This is a genomic window from Lewinella sp. W8, from assembly GCF_004375085.3.
Lineage (GTDB): Bacteria > Bacteroidota > Bacteroidia > Chitinophagales > Saprospiraceae > Neolewinella.
Map to the genome: position 1 here is coordinate 39,319 of NZ_SNAQ03000012.1, position 24,016 is coordinate 63,334.

General features: G+C 57.2%; 19 protein-coding genes and 1 riboswitch. Of the genes, 12 read left to right on the forward strand and 7 right to left on the reverse strand.

Going from position 1 to position 24,016, the window contains the following annotated elements:
• Positions 1-234 precede the first annotated feature (234 nt).
• From E1J53_RS14135 to E1J53_RS14160, 6 genes are all read left to right on the forward strand, one after another.
• Positions 235-1,545, forward strand: a complete 1,311-nt coding sequence (locus E1J53_RS14135) for an OmpA family protein (protein ID WP_134272077.1) — start codon at positions 235-237, stop codon at positions 1,543-1,545.
• 81 nt (positions 1,546-1,626) lie between these two features.
• Positions 1,627-4,758, forward strand: coding sequence for a glycosyl hydrolase (locus tag E1J53_RS14140; RefSeq protein WP_134272078.1), 3,132 nt, complete (start codon positions 1,627-1,629; stop codon positions 4,756-4,758).
• Positions 4,759-5,176: 418 nt separating this feature from the next.
• Positions 5,177-6,262 carry a 1,4-beta-xylanase gene (locus tag E1J53_RS14145; RefSeq protein ID WP_134272079.1) on the forward strand — a complete coding sequence of 362 codons (1,086 nt, stop codon included), beginning with the start codon at positions 5,177-5,179 and terminating at the stop codon, positions 6,260-6,262.
• Between the two features lie 223 nt (positions 6,263-6,485).
• On the forward strand, positions 6,486-6,923 hold the full coding sequence (locus E1J53_RS14150) for an SRPBCC domain-containing protein (protein ID WP_134272080.1): 438 nt from the start codon (positions 6,486-6,488) through the stop codon (positions 6,921-6,923).
• A 480-nt stretch (positions 6,924-7,403) separates the two neighbouring features.
• Positions 7,404-8,120, forward strand: a complete 717-nt coding sequence (locus E1J53_RS14155; protein WP_134272081.1) for a hypothetical protein — start codon at positions 7,404-7,406, stop codon at positions 8,118-8,120.
• 62 nt (positions 8,121-8,182) lie between these two features.
• Complete coding sequence (locus tag E1J53_RS14160; RefSeq protein WP_134272082.1) at positions 8,183-8,995, forward strand: SH3 domain-containing protein; 813 nt, start codon at positions 8,183-8,185, stop codon at positions 8,993-8,995.
• Between the two features lie 168 nt (positions 8,996-9,163).
• Here the strand turns inward: E1J53_RS14160 and E1J53_RS14165 are convergent, their stop codons facing one another.
• Positions 9,164-9,646 (reverse strand): RDD family protein, encoded by a 483-nt coding sequence (locus E1J53_RS14165; RefSeq protein ID WP_134272083.1) that lies wholly within the window; start codon positions 9,644-9,646, stop codon positions 9,164-9,166.
• Between the two features lie 278 nt (positions 9,647-9,924).
• Between E1J53_RS14165 and E1J53_RS14170 the strand changes: the two genes are divergently transcribed.
• A complete protein-coding gene (locus E1J53_RS14170; RefSeq protein WP_216650050.1) occupies positions 9,925-13,014 on the forward strand; it encodes a glycosyl hydrolase in 3,090 nt (1,029 codons plus the stop codon).
• A gap of 146 nt (positions 13,015-13,160) precedes the next feature.
• Positions 13,161-13,871, forward strand: coding sequence for an alpha/beta hydrolase-fold protein (locus tag E1J53_RS14175; protein WP_134272085.1), 711 nt, complete (start codon positions 13,161-13,163; stop codon positions 13,869-13,871).
• 49 nt (positions 13,872-13,920) lie between these two features.
• Here E1J53_RS14175 and E1J53_RS14180 read toward each other — a convergent pair whose 3' ends face one another.
• The 4 genes from E1J53_RS14180 to E1J53_RS14195 all read right to left on the reverse strand — a co-directional run bounded on the left by E1J53_RS14180 (position 13,921) and on the right by E1J53_RS14195 (position 16,923).
• Positions 13,921-15,348 carry a sodium:solute symporter family protein gene (locus tag E1J53_RS14180; protein ID WP_134272086.1) on the reverse strand — a complete coding sequence of 476 codons (1,428 nt, stop codon included), beginning with the start codon at positions 15,346-15,348 and terminating at the stop codon, positions 13,921-13,923.
• Positions 15,349-15,492: 144 nt separating this feature from the next.
• Entirely contained in the window at positions 15,493-15,837 is a 345-nt protein-coding gene (gene rplT / locus E1J53_RS14185; RefSeq protein WP_134272087.1) for a 50S ribosomal protein L20, read from the reverse strand.
• Positions 15,838-15,936: 99 nt separating this feature from the next.
• Positions 15,937-16,131 carry a 50S ribosomal protein L35 gene (gene rpmI, locus E1J53_RS14190; protein ID WP_134272088.1) on the reverse strand — a complete coding sequence of 65 codons (195 nt, stop codon included), beginning with the start codon at positions 16,129-16,131 and terminating at the stop codon, positions 15,937-15,939.
• A gap of 171 nt (positions 16,132-16,302) precedes the next feature.
• Entirely contained in the window at positions 16,303-16,923 is a 621-nt protein-coding gene (locus E1J53_RS14195) for a uridine kinase (RefSeq protein ID WP_134272089.1), read from the reverse strand.
• A gap of 169 nt (positions 16,924-17,092) precedes the next feature.
• Here E1J53_RS14195 and E1J53_RS14200 point away from each other — a divergent pair, with 169 nt between their 5' ends.
• On the forward strand, positions 17,093-18,481 hold the full coding sequence (locus E1J53_RS14200; protein ID WP_134272090.1) for a NupC/NupG family nucleoside CNT transporter: 1,389 nt from the start codon (positions 17,093-17,095) through the stop codon (positions 18,479-18,481).
• Positions 18,482-18,671: 190 nt separating this feature from the next.
• On the opposite strand, the gene E1J53_RS14205 is transcribed toward E1J53_RS14200, so the two are convergent.
• Positions 18,672-20,549: a TonB-dependent siderophore receptor gene (locus tag E1J53_RS14205; RefSeq protein WP_134272091.1), complete on the reverse strand. Its 1,878-nt coding sequence runs from the start codon at positions 20,547-20,549 to the stop codon at positions 18,672-18,674.
• Positions 20,550-20,737: 188 nt separating this feature from the next.
• A riboswitch (cobalamin riboswitch) is annotated at positions 20,738-20,922 on the reverse strand.
• Positions 20,923-21,037: 115 nt separating this feature from the next.
• Between E1J53_RS14205 and E1J53_RS14210 the strand changes: the two genes are divergently transcribed.
• Entirely contained in the window at positions 21,038-21,598 is a 561-nt protein-coding gene (locus E1J53_RS14210) for a nitroreductase (RefSeq protein WP_173021492.1), read from the forward strand.
• Positions 21,599-21,640: 42 nt separating this feature from the next.
• Positions 21,641-22,219 carry a GNAT family N-acetyltransferase gene (locus E1J53_RS14215; RefSeq protein ID WP_134272093.1) on the forward strand — a complete coding sequence of 193 codons (579 nt, stop codon included), beginning with the start codon at positions 21,641-21,643 and terminating at the stop codon, positions 22,217-22,219.
• 77 nt (positions 22,220-22,296) lie between these two features.
• On the opposite strand, the gene E1J53_RS14220 is transcribed toward E1J53_RS14215, so the two are convergent.
• Complete coding sequence (locus E1J53_RS14220) at positions 22,297-23,181, reverse strand: outer membrane beta-barrel protein (RefSeq protein WP_134272094.1); 885 nt, start codon at positions 23,179-23,181, stop codon at positions 22,297-22,299.
• A 133-nt stretch (positions 23,182-23,314) separates the two neighbouring features.
• On the opposite strand from E1J53_RS14220, the gene E1J53_RS14225 reads away from it, so the two are divergent.
• Entirely contained in the window at positions 23,315-23,932 is a 618-nt protein-coding gene (locus tag E1J53_RS14225) for a NifU family protein (protein ID WP_134272095.1), read from the forward strand.
• Positions 23,933-24,016: the final 84 nt, after the last annotated feature.

Consider the following 24,016-nt stretch of genomic DNA (forward strand, 5'->3'; position numbering starts at 1 on the left):
TTATTCAAAGTTAGTTCCATTTTGACACTTTTCAAAATAATCCTTTCCGGCAGTCCCCAACGGATTACCGACGGTTGACTCCTTCCGGTTATGAATGATCTGAAGGGTAGGGGTGGGTGATTGGGCCAGTAGCCTTCCTGGCGCCCATTTTCTCATTAGCTATATTTAAGCCCGTATCACGCTTTGCTGCCTTGCTGCTCTGGGCGTTCGTTCCCGTTGACCCACCATTCTTCTATGATTTCAGCCAGTGAATTGGACGAATTAAAGGATCGTTTGCAGTCCCTGGTGGTCAGCGACCTTCCGGCGACCTTTCTGGTGCTCAAGGAAAAAATCCCGCAGTATTCACCGGTTTTTGAGCGGGTGCTCAATCTGGAGGGGCAGTACAATGAATTGGAGAAGAAGCGGATCGAGAAGACCATCACCCAGGAAAGTGAAGAAGTTTCGACCAATCGGATTCGGTCTAGCGTCATTGAGTTGGTCGCCGGACTTGAAGTAGCCGATTTTTCACGCTTGCGGGCGATTGGCGGGTGGTTATTACGTGGTATCACACTTCTGCTCGGCTTGCTACTCCTGGGGGGAGCCGTCTTTTTTGGGCTCCGGGGGGATTTATTCGGTAGTCCCTTACCTGACGAAGAATTTGCGATAATTCCCGAGCATTCAACGGGCTATCTGTTGTACCATGTTCCTACCCAGATGCAGCTTGGGCGGGAAACCGAGTGTACCGTCCGAATTGCCTTTGACTCCCTAAAGCTCCTGCAAGAAATGGTCCGGGAATCCGCTACGGTGGAGGCCATCGAGACGTCGGACCGCATGCGGGTAGAACTGGTGAATACTTCCGTATCGAATCCAGCCTTCAATATCCAACCCATTTTCCCGGGACAGGAGGAACAGTTCATCCAAAACGAGCGGTTCTCGGAGTGGAGTTTTTCGGTGAAGCCCCTGCTACTGGGGGAGCACAGTTTGCGCATCGTCGTAACGGTACTCAAAAGAGACGGCGGGGAATTTGTGCCCAGCAAGATTTCCTTTGCGGAATCAGTGGAGATTTTATCGGTAACGCCTGCCGATTCTTTGGTGGCTTTCCGCTTTAGCGGAGAAGTAATTTCGGCAAAGTCCGCCGAGGCCTTTGCCGCTGAGGTAGCCGAACAACGGGTGCTCTACGAAGAAGAGGTGATAAAAAACGAGATCAGAGAAGAATATGAAAGAGAGATAGCCGAGCGCTTAACGACTTACTTTGCCTTCAATTCTACCCGGATCGTCAATATTGACAGGGTTTTGCCGGTGATTGAGGTATTAGAAAATTACCTTGCCAGGGAACCGAAATCGTTACTGCTGACGGGCCATACGGACAGCATCGGCAACCCGGACGTCAATTATCAACTTGGCCTGGACCGCGCCAATCGGGTGAAAGCCCTGCTGACCAAGCGGGGAATTGATCCCGAATTGATTGAGGTTGCTTCTGTCGGGGAGTCCTCCCCGGCGCAGTCAAATGACTCCGCTGAGGGGCGGCAGAAGAACCGCCGGGTAACGATCCGCTTTGCCTGGTAAAGGAGAGAGGCCTAGTAATTACGTCCTGAGACTAGATGAATTTTTACTTCAATACTTATTGGTAACCCATACAATACACACATGAGATTTTCCCTAACCATTCTTTCGGTAGGCTTACTTTGTCTGCTGACCTGCCTGCCCCTTGGGGTAGGTGCCCAGTCATCTACTTCTACGGAGGAAGAAGGCTACGACGATAAATATTTTTCCGCCCTCAAGTGGCGCAACATCGGTCCCTACCGGGGTGGCCGATCCCTGGGCGCGGCCGGTAGTCCGGGCCGCCCCAATGAATACTACTTCGGGGCTACCGGCGGTGGCCTCTGGAAAACGGTGGACGGCGGCACCGAATGGTTTCCCGTCACCGACGGCCAGGTAACCAGCTCTTCGGTGGGGGCCGTGGCCGTAGCCGAGACCAACCCCGACGTGGTCTACATCGGCATGGGGGAAGTGCAGCTGCGCGGCAGCATCACCCAGGGCGACGGGGTGTACAAAACCACCGACGGCGGAAAAACCTGGCGACACCTGGGCCTGAAGGAAACCCAGGCCGTCTCGCGCATCCGTATCCATCCCACCAATCCCGATATCGTCTACGTGGCCGCTCTGGGCCACCCCTACGGAGACAACGAAGAACGCGGTGTTTTCCGCTCCACGGACGGTGGAAACACCTGGGAGAAGGTTCTCTACGTCAGCGACAAGGCCGGAGCGGTGGACCTGATCATCGACCGGACGAACCCTAAAGTCCTCTACGCCTCTACCTGGCAGGTGTACCGTAAGGCCTGGAAAATGTGGGGCGGCGGCCCCGACTGTAAACTGTTTAAATCCCTGGACGGTGGCGATACCTGGATTGATTTGACGACCAACCCCGGCATGCCCGAGGGGCCGATCGGAAAGATCGGCGTCACGGTTTCTCCCGCCAACCCGGACCGCGTCTGGGCCATCGTGGAGGCCAACGAAGGGGGCGTTTTCCGCTCCGACGACGGCGGCTGGACCTGGAAGCGCACCAACAGCCAGCGCAAACTGCGCCAACGGGCCTTCTACTACTCCCGCATCTACGCCGACCCCTGGGACGAGAATACCGTCTACTGCCTGAACACCGGCCTGTACCGCTCTACCGACGGCGGCGTCACCTTCGATGATCAGATCAGCGTACCGCACGGAGATAATCACGACCTCTGGATCGACCCGAATAACCCTGATCGCATGATCAACGCCAACGACGGCGGCGGCAACGTATCCATCAACGGCGGGAAAACCTGGACGGAGCAGGATTACATCACCACCCAGCTCTACCACGTCATGGCCACCAGCGACGTGCCCTACCACGTGGCCGGTGCCCAGCAGGACAACAGCACCGTGGCCATGCCCAGTGACGGCTGGAGCAACATGCAGGCACGGGGCCCCAACCACGGCTGGTATTACCCCGTCGGTGGGGGAGAGAGCGGCTGGATTTCCCAGCACCCCACCAATCCGGATATCTTCTACGCCGGCAGCCAGGGCGCCCTGCTGACCCGCTACGACCGCAGCACGGGCCAAACCCGCGACATTCAGGTCTACCCCCGCTTCTTTTCCGGGGATCCCGCCAGCTCCCTCCCCGAACGCTGGCAGTGGACCTTCCCCATCATGTTTTCTCCCCTCGACCCCAACGTGATGTACACCTGCTCCCAACATGTCTGGAAGACCACCAACGACGGGCAGAGCTGGGAAAAAATCAGCCCGGACCTCACCTACGCGGACCCCGAGACCCTCGGGAAAACGGGCGGAATCATCACCATGGACATGAACGGTCCGGAGATATACGCCACGGTCTTCGCCCTGGCTCCCTCCAACCACGACATTAACACTATCTGGGCCGGATCCGACGACGGGAAGGTGCACCTCACCCGCAACGGCGGCAAGAACTGGACGGACATCACGCCGGCCGGACTACCGAAATTTTCCCGGATCAGCATCATCGAAGAGTCCGTCCACCAACCCGGAACGCTCTACCTGGCCGCCAACCGCTACCAGGTGGACGACCGCGAGCCCTACGTATTCAAGACCCACGACTACGGTAAGACCTGGACCAAAATCATTGACGGCATTGCCGCCGGGCACTTCGCCCGGGCGGTACGGGAAGACCCCGAACGACCGGGATTGCTCTACCTCGCCACCGAACACGGCGTCTACGTGTCCTTCAACGACGGGGGCTACTGGCAGTCGCTACAACGCAACCTTCCCGATACGCCGGTACGGGACATGGTGGTCAAGGATAACGACCTTGTCCTCGGAACCCACGGCCGCGGCTTCTGGATCATGGATGACATCGGTCCCCTGCGGCAAATCACGCCCGAACTGGCCGATGACCCGGTCATTCTCTTCAAGCCAACGTCCGCCATTCGCGGCGTGTACGACGCCACCGTGCAGTATTACCTGGAGGAGGAAATGGACTCCGTGACCATCACCATTCTGGAGGCGGACGGAGATGAAATTGCCCGTTTTTCGGGGAACCAGCCGAAGTACCAGCGGGACCCCAATACTCCCTGGTGGCTACGCGGCGGCTCCTCCAAACCCACCACGGCGGCGGGTCTGAATACCTTCACCTGGGACATGCGCTACCCCGGGGCCACCACCTTCGACGGCATGATCATCTGGAGTGCGCAGCCCGCCCGTGGCCCCAAGGCGCCTCCGGGGGACTATCAAGTCCGACTGCGCGCGGGAGATTACGAAAAAACCTATCCGTTCACCATCGAGATGGACCCCAATCTAAAGGGCATCACGCAGGAGGACCTGGAGGAACAGTTCAAACTGGCGAGTCAGATCCGCGATAAGACCAGCATGGCCAACGAGGCGGTTATCATGATCCGGGAAATGCGGTCGGCCATCGAGGATCGGCTGGAGGGTACCGAAGATTCTTCGGTTAGGAACATGGCCGAAAAACTCGTCGCGCCGATGACGGCCGTGGAGGAGGATTTGTACCAGGTAAAAAACCGGAGTAACCAGGATCCCCTCAACTTCCCCATCAAGCTTAACAACCGCTTTGCCTACCTCCGGCGTAGCCTGGAGCGCGGCGACGCCCGCCCCACCGACGGTGCGTATCAGGTGTTTCGGGAGTTGTCCGCCGAACTGGATGGTCACCTGGCCAAACTGGAAACCGTGCTCGACGACGAACTGCCGAAGTTCAACGCCATGCTTACGGCCAAGGGCCTTTCACCGGTTGCCCGGGCTAAGAAGAAGTAAAATGATCTGGGCGATCACCGCAGGTGCAAGGCGCTTTGGTAAGGAGCCTTGCACCTGCGGTAATCGCCCTTGCAATCTTCTATTTGCCCCACTTCCCCTGGTCGAGACGCTATGCGTCGACTGCTAAATTGTACCAATCCCTCCTGGTTGAGACGCTATGCGTCGACCGCTGAATAGCACCACTTCCCCCCTGGTTGAGACGCTATGCGTCGACCGCTAAACATCACCAACTCACCTCCCTCCCTAAACACTTCGCGGTCAACCCAAATGACTGAACGCGTCCTTGAAACGTCCGGCTAACCCTTGTTTTCAAAGTCCCTTAAGGTGCCAAGAGGAGCAAAGCTGAATCCTCCGGAGCCTTGCCGGGACCCCAATCTCCTGCTACCTTACCTTCCACCCCGCAAACACCCCCACGCCCATGAAGCCCCTCCTCCTAAGCCTGCTGATGATCGTTGTCGTTGGGGGCTGTAAAACCCCGGAGGCGACAACCTCCGCCCCGGACCGCGCCCCCGCCAAATTCGAGCCCGCCGACGGAGAAGTTCTCTTCTTCATCGGACAGGACATGGGCGCCACCGGCGCCCTGCCCGGCTACGCCGATGGCTATGGCGATCATTTTGCGGTGCCGGCCGGCTTCACGGTGTACACCAACCTTTCACCGGGGGGAGAATCCTTCGGCTTCTACGCCAAAGGACTGGATGGCCTAACCGAAACGGCCAACTGGGGCTCCGGCGATAACTGCGCCCAGTGTTACCTGGATGATACCGATTACCGCCACAGCATGATGGCCATCGGCCTTTCCCTGGTGGGCCACGACAAGCGCATCGCCCGGGGCGAGCACGATAACCTGATTCGGGAGTTGGGTAATTGGATCAAAGCCGCCAACCGGCCGGTCTTCCTGCGCATCGGGTATGAATTCGACGGCTTCGACTGGAACCACTACGAACGCAAAGCTTACCTCGGGGCGTGGAACCGCATTCAGGACATTCTGCGGGACATGGCCGTGGACAACGTCGCCTACGTCTGGCAATCCAAGGGTACGGGCTCCGGTCAGGAGCTGCTGGAGGACTGGTACCCGGGCGACGACCGGGTGGACTGGTGCGGGTATTCCTACTTCGGCTCGCCGGATGAAGAGATGATCACCTTCGCCCGGCGCCACGGAAAGCCCGTCTTCATCGCCGAAGCGACGCCCGTGTACGAGCGGGAAGGGCTGTTTTTTGATACCCGCCTCAGTGATCCCAGGATTGCCCGCCGGGAGTGGGAGCGCTGGTTCCAGCCCTTTTTCCAAACCATCCACGGTAATCCTGACCTGGTGAAGGCCTTCAGTTACATCAACGTCAACTGGTCGGTGCAGCCGATGTGGATCATTAACCCGGTATTTAAGAACGTGGATTCGCGTTTGCAGCTAAGCCCGTACCTTTCCGAGCGCTGGCGGACGGAGATCAACCATCCGCGGTACCTGAAACCGGGACCGGAGCTCTGGGCTGATCTTGGTTTCACTAAATAAAATAACTTAGGTTAGGAAACCCGAGGTTGACTCTCAAAGGATTAGCCTAATTTCGCTACCCGCGCAATTACCTAAACACTTCGAGGACAAACTTGTCACTTACCAGCGTCCTCGAACCGTCCGAAAATCAAAGATTTGAGGTCCTTTGAGCGTCGCGTTGGTGTAGTTTACCTATTTCACAGTTAGCTTAATGCTACCGATCAAAATCAAACGTCAAGTGATAATGGCTGATAACGGACTCATCCTAACCATCGAAAGAACCTTTGCTGCCCCGGTGGATCGGGTATGGAAAGCCTGGTCTGACCGGGGCACCATCGCCCGCTGGTGGGGACCTCCCGGCACGGAAGTGCTGATGGCCAAACACGATTTCCGTGAAGGCGGAGCGTGGCGCTACCTCATGCCCCTGCCCGACGGCAGTGATTTTGTTTCGGAGGGGGAGTTTCAGACCATTGAGGCGGGACACAAAATCATCACTACGGCAAACTTCCGGCCCATGACCGAAGGCGTGGTCATGGAGGTCACTCTACGGGAGGAAAGCGGGCAGACCCGGATGATCTTTGCCGTGCATCACCAAACCGAAACCCAGAAGGAGCAACAGGAAAAAATGGGCTTCTTTCGGGGGTGGGGAAACGCCTTTGATCGGTTGGCGGAAGTGGTGTAATGAATGGTGCCGAACACCAATCCCAGAGTCCTCGAAGGGGTCGGGATATCAAGGATTTTGCAACCCATTAAGTGGCGCACGAGCTATATTATAAAATGTGGGGAATTCCTGCACCTAATTTTTAGCAAAGAATGTTGGTTGAGGGTGTATCTGCCTCAGCAATTGAATATTTCAGTTATAATAGAAACCTGAAATTGTGAATATTATATTTTCAATGCTTTGCGAACGAGGATGGAAGAAGGATGCTAATCAATTCTCCCTGGCAAACCAAGATGGGTATAAATTAATGGAAGACACGGGGTCGTGGCTTATGCTACTGTCACCATCTGGAGAAAGAATTTGGGACTTTCCAGTTCTTGATTCTCATGCAGGTTGGGTTTGTAATTCAATCGAAAGAGAGGTCAAACGTAGTATCGAAAGGGTAGACAACATCCAACCCTAATCAAATTCCAAACAAAATTTACGGCGCTAATCATCCCCATGACCTTCACCCTCTTCCCCATCCTGGACTGGATGGCCGACCTCTACGCCCAGCCCATTTCCCGCGATCGCTTCAAAGCCTATCTGGAAAAATTGCAGGGGAGTAGTCGGGGCGACCTGGAGGTGCCCATCATGGCCTATAACCCGATGGCCAGAGCGCACGTGGCGGAGAGCCTGGAGGCCCTGCGTGCCCTGGATGCCGAAGCGATCGTGCGGCGTGCGGTCGGTGGGCTGGCGTTGCTACCCGAAGTGGAGGTGGAGGTGCGGGTGGTGATCAACCTGGCGGACGACGTGGGCGGAGGCTGGACGAACCGCTACGCCACGGACTACGCCGCCACCTTCCGTACCTCGGCACTGGTGAAACGGAGGTTCTGTACGCCGCATTTCTGGACGAGTGAAACTTACTCACCGGCCCTAATCGAAGAAAGGGCGGTGGCCGCCGCGGCGCGCTTTGCCTACGGCTACGCCCACGGGCAGCCGGTAAGCCTGCGGCAGCACCTGGAACAGGAACAATACGTGGCGGGCGTTGCGGGACTGGAAGGAGGTGAGTTGCCACCAGCGGTAGCCCGGCACGCGGAAGCACACCAGGATAGTGAGGACCACGCGCTCATCTTCAATTTCTTCTACGGAGACGAGGCCTCCGATTCCCTGGGTTACCGAACCTTCGGCATGCCCGCCTTTGCCGGCTTCCGCTATGCGGCCCAACTGGCCGGGTAAGGGGAGTTTGCGGGGTATTCTGCAGATTATTTCCCTTCTTTACGGTCGTAAACAAAGTAAATATGATCAGGCTCTCCCGATTCCTCTTTCTCTTTGCCCTTGCTGCCCTCCTGATGGCCTGCGGCGGCGAGGCCGCCGCCCCCGCAACGGATGCGCCTGCCGAAGAAAGGGAAAAACCCACCATCATTATGCCCAAACCAAAGGGGCTGGAGGCCGGGGAAACGCTCTACGCCTGGGTGGACCGCCTCAACATCCGGGAAAGTCCGGAGCTCAAGGCTAAAGTCGTGGCCAACATTTCCTCCAAAAATCCCCTGTTGTTTACGGGGAAGCAGTCGGATCATACCGAGACGGTACTCCTGCGCGGGGTGGTGTACGAGGCACCCTGGCTGGAGGTGAAAACGGAAGACGCCACCCCCGGCTGGGTGTTTGGCGGTGCGGTAAAGATGGTCGGAGAAGAAAAGGGGAACCCGGAGCAGGACCCCGAATACGTGCAGTACCCCTACTTCGGTACCTTCGACCTTAGCGAGTGGAACAAGGTTTCCGGCGGAGAAGAGTCCGGAGGCGACGCCACCACCGAAACGACGGTTTACGAACGCGGTGGACAAACCCTGACGATCACCTTTACGGACGTGGGGGAGTACGGGTACAGTTATTCCTACGTCCTGGCCGAAGGGGAAGAAACCCTCCGGACCCGCCTGCTCGACTTCAGCACTGACGACGGTCTCCTGCTGATGGAGCAGGTGGTCAACTACCAGGAAGATCCCGCCGTCGAATACCGGAGAACCCAGATCCTGAAAAAACATCCCATGCTCCTCGGCGGTAAGCCGATCATGGTAAACGGACCGTGGAATCAGGGGCCGGTGCAGGGGGAGTAGGCAACTGGGAGAGCGTTACTTCCAGTCCTAGGCTTTCCCTGAAGTTTCATCAGCGATTCCTGCGGAATCGCGGCAATTTAGTGGGGCAAACGGTAGCGGCAAGGTATGCCTTGCCGCTACCGGAAAATTCAAGGATTTGATGGCCAAAGGATTAATTCACGGAACAGCCTACTTCCAGTCCTGATCCAGAATGACCTTGGTGTCGGTCCACATATCGTGCCATCCGGTGTTCTCTTCTCTCAGAAAGCTGAAGGCCTCAAAGGGAATCATTCGTATGGCGCTCCGCAGGAGGGCATCCCGGAAGGTCAGGGGTTCATTGTCGAGCCGGACGGCTCGGGTCCGGGTAACGAGTTTACCCAGCGACTTTCCCTGGGTGAAGTATTCGAAACAGGTGTAGTAGGACAGGGAAAGGATGATGCCGAAGACAAGGTCAAAGGCCCAAAAGTTACCGGACCCGTCATCGTCAATCCACTGCTCAAGGAAATCGACGGGGAGGACCATTAACAGGAAACCGAGCAGCAGGCCGAAGCCCATGCTCATGGCGTAAAAGCCGATATAATCGAGCAGGTAGTTTCCCAGTCGTTTGCTCTTCGGGGCGATGGCAAATGATCTTTCGCCGCGGGTAGTGATTTGGTCGAGAACGTCGTGCATGGAAAAGAGGGTTTAATAGGTGGATAAAAGGGTGTGGTAGTGAAAAAAGTATGCGCTTGAGCCTTGGGAAGGCTGAAGTCTTGGATTTTGGGCTCAAGCCCCAAAATGCACCGGGAAAACCCGGTGATGGTGCCCATAAGTTGCGGGGCCGACCACAATGTTGGTACAATAATACGGTCATTCACCAACAAGGCCACACAAAAAATCACGGCACCCGCGTCCGCGCCCAATTTTGTACCTTGGCGCGTCCAAATCCATTTGAAACCATGAGAACCATTATGAGGCTTGTTTTACTACTGTGCCTGCTACTTCCGCTGGGCTTGTCCGCCCAGGAGGAGGCACACTATTCCTCCCTGGAATTCCGCAACATCGGTCCCTTTCGGGGTGGCCGTTCGGCGGCCGTAACCGGGGTGCCCGGAAAACCCAACCTGTATTTCTTTGGCGCTGCCGGTGGCGGCGTCTGGAAAACGAAAGACGGTGGGCAAACCTGGACCAACATTTCCGACGGTTACTTCGGCGGCTCCATCGGTGCCGTAGCCGTGTATCCGGATAACCCCAACATCATTTACGTCGGGGGCGGTGAAAAAACCGTGCGGGGTAACGTTAGCTACGGCTACGGCGTCTGGAAAACCATCGACGGGGGAAAGACCTGGAAGCAGATGGGGCTGGAGAACAGCCGCCACATTTCCCGCATCCGCATCCATCCCGATAACCCGGACGTCCTCTACGCTGCGGTGATGGGAGACCTCTACAAAGACACTAAGGAACGGGGCGTTTACCGCTCCACGGACGGCGGTGAGAGCTGGGAGCAAATCCTTTTCTCCGACGAGCGCTCGGGAGCCGTTGACCTGATCCTGGACCCCAATAATCCCCGGACGATGTTCGCCAGCACCTGGACCATCCGCCGCACCCCCTACAGCCTGGAAAGCGGCGGGGAAGGCAGCGGCCTTTGGCGCAGCACCGACGGTGGCGACAACTGGGAAAACATCAGTGGTAACCAGGGATTACCCAAGGGCCTGTGGGGTATTAATGCCGTGGCCGTAAGTCCCGCGGAAAGCAACCGCGTATACGCCATCATCGAAAATAAGGACGGTGGTGTCTACGTGTCGAACGACGGCGGAGATACCTGGGCGAAGCGCAACTCCAGCCGGGCGCTGCGGCAGCGTGCCTGGTACTACACCCGGATTTACGCTGACCCGGTAGACGTGGACGGCGTCTACGTGGTCAACGTAAGCTACCACCACAGTACCGACGGCGGTCGGACCTTCGAGTCTCACCGGGCTCCCCACGGCGACCACCACGATCTGTGGATTGCTCCGGAAGATCCGGAACGCATGATCATCGGCGACGACGGAGGGGCACAGGTCTCCTTTGACCAGGGTGAAAACTGGAGTACTTACTACAACCAGCCCACGAGCCAGTTTTACCGGGTCGTTACGGACAACAGCTTCCCGTACCGGATCTATGGCGCTCAGCAGGATAACTCTACGGTCCGGATTCAGCACCGTACGGATCGGGGTACCATCGGAGAATCCGACTGGGAATCCACCGCCGGGGGCGAAAGCGCCCACCTGGCCCCGGACCCGAAGAATCCCGACATCGTTTACGGTGGCAGCTACGGTGGCTTCCTGACCCGCTACGACCACGAGAACAACCAGGTCCGGGCCATCAACGTCTGGCCGGACAACCCGATGGGATACGGAGCAGAAGGCATGAAGTACCGCTTCCAGTGGAACTTCCCGATCTTCTTTAGCCCCAATAATCCGGAAGTACTGTATACCACCAGTCAGCACCTGCACCGGAGTACGGACGGTGGAGAAAGCTGGGAGATCATCAGCCCGGACCTGACCCGCAACGAGGCGGATAAACTGGTGAGTAGTGGCGGCCCCATCACCAAGGACAATACCGGCGTAGAATACTACGCAACCATCTTTGCGGCGACCGAAAGTAACAAAGAGCCCGGCCTGCTCTGGGCGGCTTCCGACGACGGCCTGATTCACGTCAGCAAAAACAACGGTGGGGACTGGGAAAACGTCACGCCTAAGGCCGCACCCACCCACGTCATGTGGAACTGCGTGGAAGTAGACCAGCGGATGAACGGTGGCCTCTTCGTGGCGGGCACCAGCTACAAAATGGGCGACTACACGCCCTACCTCTACCACACCGGTGATTACGGTAAGACGTGGACGCGGATCGATAACGGGATTCCCCGCGACCACTTCACCCGGGCCATCCGCCAGTACCCCGGTGCGCCGAACGTGCTGTTTGCCGGAACGGAAAGTGGACTGTACATCAGCTTTGACGCCGGAAAAAACTGGCGTTCCTTCCAGCGGAACGTACCCATGGTGCCCATTACGGATATGGCCATTAAGGACGACAATCTTATTCTGGCTACGCAGGGGCGGAGCTTCTGGATTCTGGACGACCTGACCGTGCTCAAGCAAGTAGGTAAGGTGGCCAACAACGCCAGCTTCCACCTCTACGATCCCGTGGATGCCTGGCGCATGGGGGGCAGCAGCCGGACCAGTCGTACGGCCGGACAAAACCACCCCGGCGGCGTGAACTTCCACGTCTACGTGAGCGAAGAAGCCGCCAAGGACACCCTGCCGTTCGTCCTGCACGTCATGCAGGGAACGGACACCATCCGCAGCTGGTCAACCGACGGGAAGCGCTCCGAAAAACTGGAGATCAAACCGGGTGGTCAGGTCATCAACTGGAATATGCGGTATCCCGAAGGAACCCGCTTCGAGGGCATGATTATGTGGTCGGCCGGAGTAGGCGGGCCGATGGCCCTGCCCGGTACTTACACCGTTTCCCTCACCCAGGGCGACGTGACGCAAAGCCATGATTTCAACATCAAGGCGGATCCCCGCGTGACGGCTACCCCGGCAGAAATGAAGGCACAGTTTGACTTCATGAAGGAGGTGCAGGACAAAGTCAGTGAAGCCCACCAGGCCATCATTGACCTGCGTTCCGTGCGTGATCAGATCAAGTCCTTCCAGGATCGCCTCCCGGCCGATGCGCCAAAGGAACTGATGCAGTCCGGAAAGGACATCATCAAGGGATTGACGGAAGTAGAGGAGGCCCTCTACCAGACCAAAAACCGGAGTGGACAGGATCCGCTGAACTTCCCCATCCGTCTGACGAATAAGCTGGCGCACCTCAACAGCCTGACGGGTATCGGTACCTACGCGCCCACCAAGGCTGCCTACGCCGTTAAGGCCGAAATGACCAAGAAGATTGACGAGCAGCTGGCTACCTACCGTTCCATCCTCGCCGATCAGGTGCCCGCCTACAACCGGATGATTCTGGAGCAGCAGGTGCAAGTCATCAAAGTGCCCAAGGACAAGACTTCTACCAAGAAGTAATTGCTCCGGGCGTTTACCAGCATACTGGCATGATAACCGTGCAGTTCCATTCGGGGGCTGCACGGTTTTTTTACGTCTATCCGTAAGCTCTTCGTGGGCACCGACTACCAAAAGTTCACACCCTGTGAACTCCCAAAATACACGCAATGCGAATTATCCTACTCCTGCTTCTCTGCGGACTTTCCTTCCCGGCCCACGCCCAGTTTGAGCGTGGATTTGTTGATCTGGGCCGCGACAGCATGCACTATCTGCTGGCCTATCCGGAAGGTTTTGGGGACGGGGAAGAACTCTGGCCACTGGTGTTGTTTCTTCACGGCGGGGGCGAAGGGGGCAATGACCTCGAACTGGTCAAGAAAAACGGCATCCCGAAGCACGTGGCGGCCGGAGAAAAATTCCCCTTCGTGCTCCTGGCCCCGCAGAACAAGTACCAGCGGGGATTTTGGGACATTGTTGGCCTTCACCACCTGCTGGATGAAATTACCCGGGACACCCGGATCGATCCTGACCGGATTTACCTGACGGGCCTCAGCCGCGGAGGTCTGGGGGCCTGGATGACGGCGATGCATGACCCGGGGCGCTTTGCGGCCCTGGTGCCGGTCTGCGGTGCCGTGCCGGCTTCCTACGACATCTGGGTGCCGGAAAATTTACCTATCTGGGTGTTTCACGGCACCGACGACGATCTGATTCATCCTTCCGAATCGGTCAATATGGTGGAAAACCTCCGCCGCAAAAAGATGAGCCCGCCGCCGAAACTGACCCTGTACGAGGGGGTAGGGCACAACAGTTGGGAACGTGCCTACGCGGACCCCGAGTTGTATCGGTGGATGCTCGCCCAACGGCGACGGGGCACCAAATAAGCTTTGCCCACCGATAACTCAGGATAACCGTGATGACTAACCCCGTGCGCTACGCGGTGCTCGTCTCCTGGATGAATTCCTGATGACTGTTATCCGGACGAAGAATAGAGCCGGCGATCATGGCCACCAGGCTGGCGGCGCCTCCGAGGAGCAGGGAAGGAGTTTCTACCGGCCAGCATTCAAAGTACAGCCACACGAGGGTGCCCATTACGATGGCACCGTAGGTGCCGGCCCGACTGGCCCGCTTCCAGTACAGGCCCGCGGTGAGCGGCACGAAGAGGGCGACCAGGCTGAGGGCGGAGGACTGCCCCACCAGTTCGTAGATGTTCTGGGTGCTGGCGGCCATCGCGGCGGAGGCCAGGGCTACCCCCACCAGGCTGTACCGCATGATCCGCAGTAGGCGTCGGTCCTGCTCCTCCCGGCTCAGTTGGCCGACCGTCAGCAGGGGGCGAACGAGGTTCTCCCCGATCACCGTTGCCGGAGCGAGCATAGCTCCGCTCGTGGTGCTGAGAATGGCGGACAGCAGGGCGCCGAAAAAGAGAATTTGCAGGGGCAGGGAGGCGTGCTGCAGGACCAGACTGGGCAGGAACATTTGCTGATCTTCGGCGGCCGCCAGAGAAGGGTAGAGGACGGTGCCAGCGATGGCGATCAGCAGGGGGAGTAATCCGATAAAGAGGTAGAGAAAGCCACCGAGGTAAGCAGACCGGACGGCGGTATCGGCGGACTTGGCGGCCATGACCCGCTGGAAGACGTCTTGTTGGGGAATGGAGCCCAGCCCGATGGTAATCCAGGCGGCCAGGTATTCTAATCCCGGCTGCCATCCGGCATCCGGCAGGAAGCGGTAAAATTCGTCGGGCTGACTGTCCAGGACAACCTCCAGACCGCCGGCCAGTCCGACGAGTTGCCAGGCCAGGATGAGCAGGCCGGCTACGATCATGATGGTTTGCACGAAATCCGTGACGGAGACGGCCCACATCCCACCAATGTAGGTGTAGAAGAGCACCACACCGGCGCAGAGTAGAATACCGTACACCAGCGGAATTCCGGCGAGGGTTTGCAGGATGATGGCCAGGGCCACCAGTTGGGCGGCAATCCAGCCAAAGTAGCTGGGGACCATGAAGATGGCCGAAATTACTTCGGCTTTGCGACTGAAACGCAGGCGGAAGAAATCGTTGAAGGTCAGGATGTTGAGGCGATAGAGCGGGCGGGTAAAAAAGGCTCCCACGAGAATGAGGCACAGCGCGGCTCCGAAGGGATCTTCAATGACGCCGAGTAGGCCATGGGAGGTAAATTCCGCACTGGCCCCCATGATGGTTTCCGATCCAAACCAGGTGGCGAACAGGGCCGTAGCCGCCAGCGGCAGGGGAAGGTTGCGGCCGGCAATAACGAAGTCCTGGGCGTTCTTGACCCTCCGGGAAGCGAGGTAGCCAATGAAGATGGTCACCAGAAGGTAGCAGAAGATAAAGAGCAACAACATCCGCGGGAAATTTGGTTGGAAAAAGGATGCTTAGCCCACCGTTCCGGAAGCGCTAAGTGCCGGTGCTGCTACAAATAAAAGAAAACCCCTACCATCCGAAGATGATAGGGGTTCCAAAGTTTGTCGATGGGATTATCCCAGCGTTTATTTTACGCTGTCCACCACGGCCTTGAAGGCTTCGGGGTGATTCATGGCCAGGTCCGCGAGGACCTTGCGGTTCAGGCCAACTTCCTTCTGACCCAGGGCGTGCATCAGGCGGCTGTACGTAGTGCCATTCTGGCGGGCAGCGGCGTTGATACGGGCAATCCACAGGCGGCGGAAGGCGCGTTTCTTGTTGCGGCGGTCACGGTAGGCGTACTGAAGACCCTTTTCGACCGCGTTTTTTGCTACGGTGTAGACTTTGGAACGTGCACCCCAGTAACCTTTGGCGGCTTTCAGGATGCGCTTACGACGTGCGCGGGAGGCGACGTGATTAACGGAACGAGGCATAATGCTCTGATTTTGTGCAGTACGGAGACGATTGTGCTTTGGAACCCGTACTCTCGTGAAAAAAGAGGTTAAAGAAGACCCCACATCTGGGGCAGCAGTTTACTTACACAGCAGGCGCTTAATACGCTTCTCATCAGCTTCGGAAACCAGGGCGCCGTCACGAAGACGAAGCTTGGCTTTCTTGCTTTTGTTGCGCATCATGTGCGAGGTGTAAGCCTGAAAACGCTTCACTTTCCCCTTACCGGTGATTTTGAAGCGCTTCTTCGCACTGCTGTGCGTTTTCATCTTAGGCATAACACGTGGTTTTACAAATGGAGCGCAAAGATAAGCATTATTCTGATAAGGGAAAGGACCGACCCGTTTTATTTTAGTGTTCACCCAAGTTAGGATTCAGGTTTTAGGATTCAGGATTCAGGATTCAGGTTTTAGGCTGAATCCTCAAGCCCCGATCCTTAAACCTCAATCCTAACTCCCAACCTTCTTTTCCACGAAGGCCCGCACCACGGCCAGCCCCATGTTAAAGTCGCTGTTGTTGTTGACGATGATGTCGGCCTTTTCCCGGTAGGGGTGCACGTACTTCTCGTAGGCCGGAAGCACGTGGTGTTCGTAACGGTATAGGACGTCTTCCAGCGGGTAATTACGTTCTACCCGGTCCCGCTTGATTCTCCGGACCACCTTGAGGTTGTCCTTGGCGTGCAGAAAGACCCGCAGGTCGAGCATTTTGCGCACTTCCTTATAGTGAAACACAAAAAGGCCCTCCACGATGATGACCGGCGCGGGAAAGAAGGTGAGCAGCTTGGGTTCGGCCAGCTCATTATTGAAGACGTACTCCTGTCGCTGGACCGACTGCCCCTCACACAGCAGGCGCAAATCCCGGACGAATTCGTCTTTGTAGATAGACTTCGGACGATCAAAATTGTAAATGCCGTTCTTGTCCTTCTTCTGAAATTCACGGGGGACGTAATAATCATCCATACTCAGCAGGCAAACCTGCTGATCGGTAAAACCGTCACGTAATTGCTTAATGAAGGTGGTTTTGCCGGAACCGGAACCTCCCGTAATGCCGATGAGAAAAGGTCTTTTCATACGGAACGCGAAGGTAGGGCCTCCGTCCCGATTCTTCCCGGTCAATCGGGAAGTATCCCGCAGGGGACGGTTCAGGACAGAAGGATTTTCCCCCGCCCTGACTATTCCGGAGTAACAATGCCCTTGCTGCGGACAAATATGTTAACTTGCCGCCAACCCAATTGTAACCATGGATTTTGCCTACGATCTATTCCGTACCCTGCTAGGTTTGGCCGTAATGATCGGTATCTGTTACCTGTTCAGTAAAAACCGCAAAGCGATTGACTGGAAACTGGTCGGAATCGGCGTAACCATGCAGTTTGTGCTGGCCGTCCTTATCCTTAAGGTCAAGGGGGTGTCCACCATCTTTGATTACGTCGCTACGGGTTTTCGCAAGACGCTGGAGTTTACCGCTGCCGGCTCGGAGTTCCTCTTCGGCAGCATCGTCAACGACATGGACAGCTTCGGCTATATTTTTGCCTTCCAGGTATTACCGACGATCGTTTTCTTTTCGGCCCTCTCGGCCATCCTTTACTACTTCGGCATCCTGCAGAAGGTGGTGTACGGACTGGCCTGGTTGCTGAGTAAGGCCATGGGACTGAGCGGTCCGGAAAGCCTGGCCGCCGCGGCCAACGTCTTCATCGGACAGACCGAAGCCCCCCTGGTCGTGAAGCCCTACCTGGAGAATATGACCCGCTCCGAACTGCTCTGCGTTATGGTGGGTGGTATGGCCACCATCGCCGGCAGTGTATTTGTGTCCTACATCGGCTTCCTCGGGGGCAGTGACCCCGAGAGCCAGCAGTTCTTCGCCAAGCACCTCCTGACGGCCAGCATCATCTCCGCTCCGGCCGCCATCGTCTGCGCCAAAATGCTGCTGCCGGAAACCTCCGCGGAATTGGCCGCCGTAACCGGCGCGGCCACCGACGATCCCCACGCCGCCCACACCCCCCAGCAAGACAAACGGCTGGAAATGGCCGCCGACGAAAGCAGCAACCTTCTGGACGCCATCAGCACCGGCACCTCCGACGGCCTGCGTCTGGCGGTGAACGTAGGCGCCATGCTGCTGGTCTTTACGGCCCTCATCTACATGCTCAACGTCCTTTTCCTGGGTGGCACCGACATCGTCAATGACCTGGTTCGTTGGATCAATCCGGACGTCGGCGACTGGAACGAGATGATCGCCGCGGCCACCGACAACCGTTTCAAAGGATTCAGCTTCTCCTACCTCCTGGCGCTGCTTTTCGCTCCCGTTGCCTGGATCATCGGTGTTCCCTTCGAAGACATCACCGTCATCGGTCAGCTCCTCGGACTCAAAACCGTAATCAACGAATTCGTGGCTTACGATACCTTCCGCAACGTTCAGGCCAGCGGCTTGGAGCTATCCCCCAAGAGTGTCCTCATCGCCGCCTACGCCCTGTGTGGCTTCGCCAACTTCGCCAGCATCGGCATCCAGATTGGCGGCATCGGAGCCATCGCCCCCGGCCAGCGGCAAACCCTCACCGAACTGGGCATCACCGCCCTCATCGGCGGCACCATCGCCTGCCTCATGACCGGAGCGGTTGCCGGACTGTTTTATTGAAATGAGTTATAACCAAGGCGAGTCGGTAGTAGAGCGTGAGATAGAACGGTTCGTGCCAAAAGATCTCACCGCACTAGGATGAAAGTTAAAAGAAATTACCTCCCAGGTTCCCGTAGCGGTCGTCCGACAAATTCTTTGTTTCTGACGTAGTCAATACAAAGTTTGTCTGACGAATCTCGGTACTTCTATCCTACAAATCCACCGAAAACCCAAGCCTGATCATCCTTCCCAGCGTATTGAACCCGATCACCTCCGTAAATTCGGTATCGGTCAGGTTCCTCAGGTCAGCGAATAGGGTGAGCTGTTGCCGTTTGAGGAGTTGGTACTGGAGGTAAGCGTTCACCAAAACGTAATTGTCCAGGGTAACCAGCGTCGTGCTGAAATCGGGATTGAAGAGCAAGTCGGGACGATCACCGACGTACTGGGTGGTGATCCGGGCAGAAAATGCTTTGGGAGCTTGGTAGTTAAGACTCAGGGTTGCCGTAGTGCCGGGACGGCGAGGGAAATCACGGACTTCCACATTTCTGGGAACGTTTGGTTGGCGCAGGGTGCCGGAGACGTGGGTGAAGTTTCCGGATACGGTCAGCACTTTGTTCAACCGATAGTCTCCCGAGAATTCAAGGCCGAGGTCCCGTTGCTCATCCTGGTTCTCGTAGCCGTTGGTACCGAAAACGATGATGTCGGAGATCAGGCGGCGAAAACCGGTAAGGTGCAGCTTGAGGTGCTGGTCTTCCGTCTGGAAGCTGACACCCGTTTCGAGGGAGGTAGCTACCTGGGGTTGGAGGTCCGGATTGGCTCCGAAGGGACCAGCCAGTTGATCTAGGGTGGGGCTCTGGAAGGCGCTAGCGACGGATACCCGCCAGGATAGTCCGCCCCGGTTACTCAGAATACCGGCCAGTGACCAGTTGCTTTGTCCACCGAAATTGGAATGCTGGTTAAACCGGAATCCTCCCTCCAGGCTGAGTCGTTCGGAGGGCCGGTAGCCCAGCTGCAGGAAGGGGCTGATGGTGGTGGCCTGCGGGGCATCCGTTCCGGGATCGTTTACCTGCAGGCGCTCCTCCCGGAGCTGGGTGCCGAGGGTGTAAAAGAGCTTCTCCTGCGGGAAAAAACTGGCGGCCAGGTCGGCCTGGTGACTGCGCCCCCGCCCTTCGAAAGCGCCAAAGGCGGAGTTGAATACCCGGTCCGTTTTGGCGTAGTTATAGTTGCCGGTGATGCGGAATTTGTCGGCGGCATAATCCAGTCGCAGGCCGGGAAGAATGAGGTCGTTGGTGTAGGTGTTGGCGCCGTCGGTGAAGGCGCCGTCGTCGTAATCCCCGTCAAAATCGGCGATTCGCAGACTGGGGCGGAGGGACAAACGCTGCGTGGCCTGCCACCGGAGGCTGGCATTGATGTTTTGCCGGGTGACGGGGTCATCGTCGAAGGCGTCCGTGGTCCCGGCCGGTTCGGCCGCTTCGCTGATGCCGTCGCTCTGAAAGCGGTCGTAGGCCAGGCGGTAGTCCACTTTTGCGGTACTTCCGCTGACCGAAACGGCTCCGTCGAAGGTATTGTGGGTCTGGGCGGCGGCGCGCAGGTGCAAGCCGATGGGGTCTTCGGTATCGCTGTTTTTCGTAATGATGTTGATGACCCCGGCCATGGCGTCTGAGCCGTAGAGTAGGGAGCGGGGGCCGCGCAAAATTTCAATCCGCCGAACGTTGTCCAGGGACAACAGTCGCAGATCGATGGCTCCGCCCAGGGCGGAGGGGTCCGTCACCGGAATGCCGTCGATCAGGATCAGGGCGTACTGGTTACCGGCATTGCGGAGAAAAACCGACTTGTCCTTCCCGAAATTACTGTAGGCGCCGTTGATGACCACCCCGGCCTGTTCCTGGAGGAGCATGGCCAGGTCGCCCCCCGCCAGGATGGCCGTAGAGTCGATGACGGTGACGTACTGTGGGCTATCTTCGGCGGCCTGCGGGAATTTCGTTGTGCTGACCAGTACCTCGTCCGTGGTAGTGGATAGGGTAGGGACCTCCTGGGCCGAGAGACCGCAGCAAAGGAATAAAAAGGTGGTAGTAAGGAGGAAACGCAAGGGCGGGAAAATTTACCTCCCGCAAGTCGGACCGAAAGCAAGCCTTACTACCCATAATGATGGCACTTCCCACCAGCATGGCACCCGCGGTGACGCCCAAAAGATCAGCTTCTGGTGTACTACCACTTGACGGCGGTTCCCACGGACCCGCGTAACGACTCGTTCCCGCCTTTCTCACCGAAGGATGGTTACGTATGGCGTCTCCGGGCAGGTCTTCTGACTTACTCCTTCCAACCCGCCTTCCCGATCGCTCAGTGGCACCGTGGGCTGGAATTTTTGAAGCTTACAGCTGCGGGGACAGTTCCGGTTTTGCACCGGATTCCCTTTTAAAGACCACACCAAAGCATGATCTACCCCAAGACGGGGCAAACTTACGTCAACTTAGTGTAGCCTGGTTCGTTTTCTCCTCGATCTTTAATTTCTTTGTTGTCCCACGGCCCTCCGAAGGCCGCAGAGGACGTGACCATTTTTACAAGCTGATGCCGGATATGAATTCCATTTTTGAACGTCGCCGTTCCATTTTTCCCCAGTTTTTCACCGATCAGTCCGTAGACCGGGAAGTCATCGAAGCGCTGCTTTCCGCCGCGAACGCTGCTCCCAGTCACCGGAAAACCGAACCCTGGCGCTTCCGGGTTTTTCGGGGTGCCGGACGGGAGGAACTGATGCGCCTCATGCGAGAAGTCTATAATGCCGGGCCTTCGGACCGCGTTTGGGACGATAAGCTGGAGAAAAAGTTTTCCTCTAAGGTCATGGCCTCCGATACCGCGCTGGCGGTCTTTTTGCACCGCGACCCCGAAGAACGGGTGCCGGAGTGGGAAGAAATTGCGGCCGTTGGGTGTGCCGTTCAGAACCTGTGGTTGGGCCTGGATGAGGTGAATCTGGGGGGCTACTGGTCCAGCCCGGGATTCCTTTGTGGTGATTACGGGCAGTGGCCGGGAGCCGCCGACAATGAACGCTGCCTGGGTATTTTCTACCTCGGCCACCACGCCGCTCCCGAGCTTCCCCGCCCGCGTGGTCCCTGGGAAGAAAAGGTTACCTGGGTAGAATAACCGCGTTTTCCGTTACTTAGCACCTCCTTCACCTTCCTACCTATGCGTCCTTCGCTTTTTGCCATTGATACTGCCCTGTTAACGAGTCGCTGCGTCGTGCGGCGATTCCGGGAGAACGACGGCGCCGCGTTCCACCAGCTTATCTCGGCCAATCAGGACTACCTCAAGGATCACTTCCCCATCCTGGTGGGGGAAATCGGCACGACGGAAGAGAAGGCGGAAATCTTTATTCGCCAGCGCATTGCCGCCTGGCTGTTGCAGCAGGACTACGCCTTCGGGGTCTGGCTAAACGAATCGACGGAGCTCATCGGCTACGTCCACCTGTTCGAGATCGACTGGTCCATTCCGATGGCCCAGCTGAGTTACTTCATCGATAAGGACCACGTGCAGCAGGGACTGATGACGGAAGTTATGGCGCGGATTATCCGGTTCGGCTTCCGGCAGCTGGAGCTCGAGAAAATTTACCTCCAGATGCTGGCGGACAATTACGCCAGCCACCGGCTGGCCCGGCGGATCGGCTTCACCCGGGAGGGGGATCTGCGGAATGAATTCCGCAAGCCCGGCGGGATGTTGGCGGACCTGATTCGCTTTGGGTTTACGCGGGAAACTTACGCCGAATAACTAATTTCCTTTAGGAGAATACGAAGGCCCGGCAGTGATTCACTGCCGGGCCTTCGTGTATTGAATTGACCGTTAAATCAGAACCGGAAACCCACGCTAGCCGCCACATTGCGGTTGTTGTCCACGTCGTCGGTGTTGAAGGAGCGGCCACCGGTATTGTCTTCGTTGGTGACGCGGAGGTCGTTTTCTCCCTGGGTGATGTCCGTCAGTCCGTGCTGGTAGCGGACCCCCACGTAGAGGCCGTTATTGAGGAAGACGCTCACGCCGGCGATGAGGCCAAAGTCCAGTCGGCGGTAAAGGCTTTCGTCAGAGTTGGAGTTGTAGTAGGCACCCACGATGCTGGGCGGGCGAACCTCCGTGCGGGGAAGCGGCTCGGTGGCGAAGGCCAGGATGCTTTGTCCGCCGGCACCGTCGCGGTAATAATTGCCGTCAAAGTTAAAGATGATTTCCTCGTCGGCCCCGAAGCGGGTGCCGGAATAGGTGGTGCCCCCCGAGAGACGACTGCTGACCATCACACCGGCACTCACGCCGCCCTCGATTTCGAAGGGGCCGAGGCGGTAGTAGGCCACGAGGGGAACGTCGATGTAGCTGTTGACGACGTCCTTTTCGCTTACCCGGCGGCCGAAATTGATTTCTCCCTCGGTATCCGCAGTATTCTGGTACAGGTAGAAGTAGGACGGACCGTCGTAGTCGATCTGACCACCGCGCTGGCTGTACATGAGGTCGGCCTTGATCCCCACCAGGTCGGTAAATTCGAGGGCGAAGGTGGCGCCGACGTGGAAGCCGGTGTAGGTTCTGAAGGTCTCGTATTCCGTCATGCCGTCGGCACTCATTTCCCGGTCACCGTCGAAGCTGGCGAAATTGAGACCGGCACGGAAACCACCGCTGAACTCCTGAGCACTGAGGCTCAGGCCACAGATCAGGCAGCAACAGATAATGCAAAGGCGATAAAACGACATCATGTCTTAAGAGTTTGGCTAAAAGAGGCGGGCTACACCCTGAATGGTTGGCAAAAGTAGTAATCCCCTCATTCAACCCAATTATTCGTTACGTGTTTATTCACAAACCGGCCTCGCGGCCCCAAAATTGTAACCGATGAGTGAAGTGGCCACCAAAAAACGCCCCGTATTGCTCTACACCGAGCAGACCCCGAATCCCGAAAGCCTGAAGTTCGTCACCAACCGGATGTTGTACAACGGTACGGCCGAGTTCAAGGAAGAGGATTTCGCCCGCGAATGGTCTCCGCTCGCCGCCGCACTTTACGATTTCCCCTACGTGAAGAAGGTGTACATCGCCAACAACTACGTCACCCTGACGAAGGAATTCAACTACTCCTGGGATGACATCATGCTCAAACTCAAGGAGTACATCAAGGAATACCTGCAGGAGGACAAGACCATCATGAAGGAGGGTTTTGCCGATGAGGTAGCGCGGCTGGAAGCGGAACGTGGAGACACCTACGAATACAGCGAAGATGACGCCGAAGCGGTAAAGCAGATCAAGGAACTGATCGACACCTACGTGAAGCCCGCCGTGGAAATGGACGGTGGTAACATCGAATTCAAGAGCTACCACGAGGGCGTCGTTACGGTAATCATGCAGGGGTCTTGCAGCGGTTGCCCCAGCTCGACGGTCACCCTGAAATCCGGTATCGAGCAAATGCTCAAGCGGATGATGCCTCAAGTGAAGGAAGTCGTGCAGGAAATGGGCTAAGTGCTCATTGTTTCAAAAACAATAAGCCCCGGATGAATCATTTCATCCGGGGCTTTTCGTTTGGGCGATGACCGCAGGTGCGGG

What these genes read in the sequence shown, in the direction of transcription:
- E1J53_RS14175 (WP_134272085.1), top strand. Translation starts at nt 13,161, where the DNA reads ATGCGAATTATCCTACTCCTGCTTCTCTGCGGACTTTCCTTCCCGGCC.
- E1J53_RS14215 (WP_134272093.1), top strand. Translation starts at nt 21,641, where the DNA reads ATGCGTCCTTCGCTTTTTGCCATTGATACTGCCCTGTTAACGAGTCGC.
- E1J53_RS14145 (WP_134272079.1), top strand. Translation starts at nt 5,177, where the DNA reads ATGAAGCCCCTCCTCCTAAGCCTGCTGATGATCGTTGTCGTTGGGGGC.
- E1J53_RS14155 (WP_134272081.1), top strand. Translation starts at nt 7,404, where the DNA reads ATGACCTTCACCCTCTTCCCCATCCTGGACTGGATGGCCGACCTCTAC.
- E1J53_RS14195 (WP_134272089.1), bottom strand. Translation starts at nt 16,923, where the DNA reads ATGAAAAGACCTTTTCTCATCGGCATTACGGGAGGTTCCGGTTCCGGC.
- E1J53_RS14170 (WP_216650050.1), top strand. Translation starts at nt 9,925, where the DNA reads ATGAGGCTTGTTTTACTACTGTGCCTGCTACTTCCGCTGGGCTTGTCC.
- E1J53_RS14140 (WP_134272078.1), top strand. Translation starts at nt 1,627, where the DNA reads ATGAGATTTTCCCTAACCATTCTTTCGGTAGGCTTACTTTGTCTGCTG.
- E1J53_RS14225 (WP_134272095.1), top strand. Translation starts at nt 23,315, where the DNA reads ATGAGTGAAGTGGCCACCAAAAAACGCCCCGTATTGCTCTACACCGAG.
- E1J53_RS14200 (WP_134272090.1), top strand. Translation starts at nt 17,093, where the DNA reads ATGGATTTTGCCTACGATCTATTCCGTACCCTGCTAGGTTTGGCCGTA.
- rplT (WP_134272087.1), bottom strand. Translation starts at nt 15,837, where the DNA reads ATGCCTCGTTCCGTTAATCACGTCGCCTCCCGCGCACGTCGTAAGCGC.
- E1J53_RS14210 (WP_173021492.1), top strand. Translation starts at nt 21,038, where the DNA reads ATGAATTCCATTTTTGAACGTCGCCGTTCCATTTTTCCCCAGTTTTTC.
- rpmI (WP_134272088.1), bottom strand. Translation starts at nt 16,131, where the DNA reads ATGCCTAAGATGAAAACGCACAGCAGTGCGAAGAAGCGCTTCAAAATC.
- E1J53_RS14220 (WP_134272094.1), bottom strand. Translation starts at nt 23,181, where the DNA reads ATGATGTCGTTTTATCGCCTTTGCATTATCTGTTGCTGCCTGATCTGT.
- E1J53_RS14180 (WP_134272086.1), bottom strand. Translation starts at nt 15,348, where the DNA reads ATGTTGTTGCTCTTTATCTTCTGCTACCTTCTGGTGACCATCTTCATT.
- E1J53_RS14160 (WP_134272082.1), top strand. Translation starts at nt 8,183, where the DNA reads ATGATCAGGCTCTCCCGATTCCTCTTTCTCTTTGCCCTTGCTGCCCTC.
- E1J53_RS14150 (WP_134272080.1), top strand. Translation starts at nt 6,486, where the DNA reads ATGGCTGATAACGGACTCATCCTAACCATCGAAAGAACCTTTGCTGCC.
- E1J53_RS14165 (WP_134272083.1), bottom strand. Translation starts at nt 9,646, where the DNA reads ATGCACGACGTTCTCGACCAAATCACTACCCGCGGCGAAAGATCATTT.
- E1J53_RS14135 (WP_134272077.1), top strand. Translation starts at nt 235, where the DNA reads ATGATTTCAGCCAGTGAATTGGACGAATTAAAGGATCGTTTGCAGTCC.